General features: G+C 77.1%; 1 protein-coding gene. It reads right to left on the reverse strand.

All coding sequences use genetic code 11. The features are described 5' to 3' along the window. Positions 1 to 2,056: sensor histidine kinase (locus GPJ59_RS35755; protein ID WP_308120682.1), on the reverse strand; the 2,056-nt coding region annotated here is incomplete at its 3' end. Positions 2,057 to 2,098 lie beyond the last annotated feature (42 nt).

A 2,098-nucleotide genomic window follows, 5' to 3' on the forward strand; every position in this document is an offset into this window, starting at 1 on the left:
CTTCGGGTACGTCGGCCGCGGAGGCGACCGGCGCCGGCGGAGCCGGGGCAGGGGCCGACGCAGGGGCCGGGGCCGGGGCCGGGGCCGGCCCGGTGGTCTTCACCGCAGCCGGGTCGGGGTGGTGGGCCGGGTCCAGCGGCGACCGGCCCGCCGTGAGCGCCCCTTGCAGCAGGGCGTTGGGCAGCAGCACCACCGCGGTCGTACCCCCGTAGGGCGAGGTGCGCAGGTGCACCTTGATCCCGTGCCGGGCCGAGAGGCGGCTGACCACGAAGAGCCCCAGCCGGTCGCTGTCGAAGAGGTCGAGCGCTTCGGACTGCTCGATGCGCCGGTTGGCCTCGGCGAGGGTCTGCCCGCCCATGCCCAGGCCGCGGTCCTCGACCTCCAGGACGTATCCGGTGCCCACCGGCTCGCCGGTGACCCGGACCTTGGTGTGCGGGGGTGAGAACTGTGCCGCGTTCTCGATCAGTTCGGCGAGCAGGTGGGTGAGGTCGGCGACCGCGGCGCCGACGACGGAGGCCTCGGCGAGCCCGCGGACCTCGACCCGTGGGTAGTCCTCGATCTCCGAGACGGCGGCGCGCACGACGTTGGTGAGCGGGACGGGCATCCGCCAGGCCCGGCCGGGAGCGGCGCCCGACAGGATGATGAGGCTCTCGGCGTGCCGGCGCATCCGGGTGGTGAGGTGGTCGAGCCGGAACAGGTCGCCGAGCTCGCCCGGGTCGTCGGCGCGCCGCTCCATCGAGTCGAGCAGGGTGAGCTGGCGGTGCACCAGGACCTGGCTGCGGCGGGCGAGGTTGACGAACACCCCGGAGATGCCGCTGGCCAGTTCGGCGCGTTCCACGGCGGCGCTGAGGGCGGCCCGGTGGACGGTCGCGAGGGCCTCGCCGACCTGGGTGATCTCGTCCTCGGCGGGCCGGCCGGGCGGGGCCTCGGCGGCGATGTCGATGTCCCGGCCGGCGCGCAGCCGGTCCATGGCGTGCGGGAGCTTGCGGTGGGCGATCTCCAGGGCTCCGTTGCGCAGTGCGACCAGTTCGACGACGAGTCCGCGGCCGATCCGGACGGAGATCACCAGGGCGGCGGCCACGGCGGCCAGGCCCAGCAGGACGGCCGCACCCGCCGGGCCGAGCACCGCCTCGACCAGCGGCGCGGTGTCGTGGAGGCGCCCGGCGCGCGCGGCGTTCTCGATCTCCCGCAGGGAGGTGGCGACGCTCGTGAACGCCGGCTCCCAGCCGGACGGCGCTCCCTGGGCTTCCTTGCCCGTGCCGGGGTCAAGCGCCTTGTCCTCGGCGGCGGTGAGTCCGGCGTACTCGGCGCTCGTGGTGACGGCCTGCCAGGCGGACCGCTGAGGGGCGGGCAGGTCGCGGGCGGCGGCCGTGGTGAGGGTGCGGCGGGCCTCGACGACCCCGGGGAGCCGGCGCAGCGCTTCCGGGCTGCGCGGGCCCGGGAAGGCGAGGAGTGCGTCCTCGCGGGCGAGGAGTTCCCCGGCGCGCGCGAACTCCAGCAGTACCCGGCCGTCGTCGCCGGGGCCGCCCTCGGGGTCGGCGCCGAGCGCCCCGCCCACGGCGAGGCCGGCGTCCACGACCTGGGTGTACGCCTCGTAGGCCGTGTCGGGCGTGGCCCGGCGTCCGGCCACGTCGCTACGGTCGGCCGCCAGCGCCTCGGCCGCGGCGACGAACTCCCGCAACCGGACGGCGACCTCGGCCGGGTGGTCCCCGGCGTCGGCCACGGTGTGCCGGTCGCCGAGCCGCAGCCGCCGGACGGCCGCGTCGGTGCGCTCGGACTGGGCCTGGAGGCCGGTCCCCCGGTCGCCGCCGCCCGCCTTGTCGGCGCCGGGATCGGCCAGGTGGCGCACGGCGGCTCGCCGTTCGGCCTGGAGCTCCGCGACGGCGCGGGTGAGCGGGGTGCGGATCTCGCTGTCGACGCGCTGGAGGCGGCTGAGGCGGGCGACGTCCTGGGCGGTACCGACGGCGGCGAAGGCCCACAGGGCCAGCAGGGAGACCACGGGGACCATCAGCAGCGAGACGATCTTCGCGCGGACGGTGCGGGGGCGCAGCCTGATCCGGGGGCCGCCGGCCGCGCGGGCGCTGTGCGGGGCGACCTC

The organism is Streptomyces bambusae (assembly GCF_019400985.1).
Classification (GTDB): Bacteria; Actinomycetota; Actinomycetes; order Streptomycetales; family Streptomycetaceae; genus Streptomyces; species Streptomyces bambusae_A.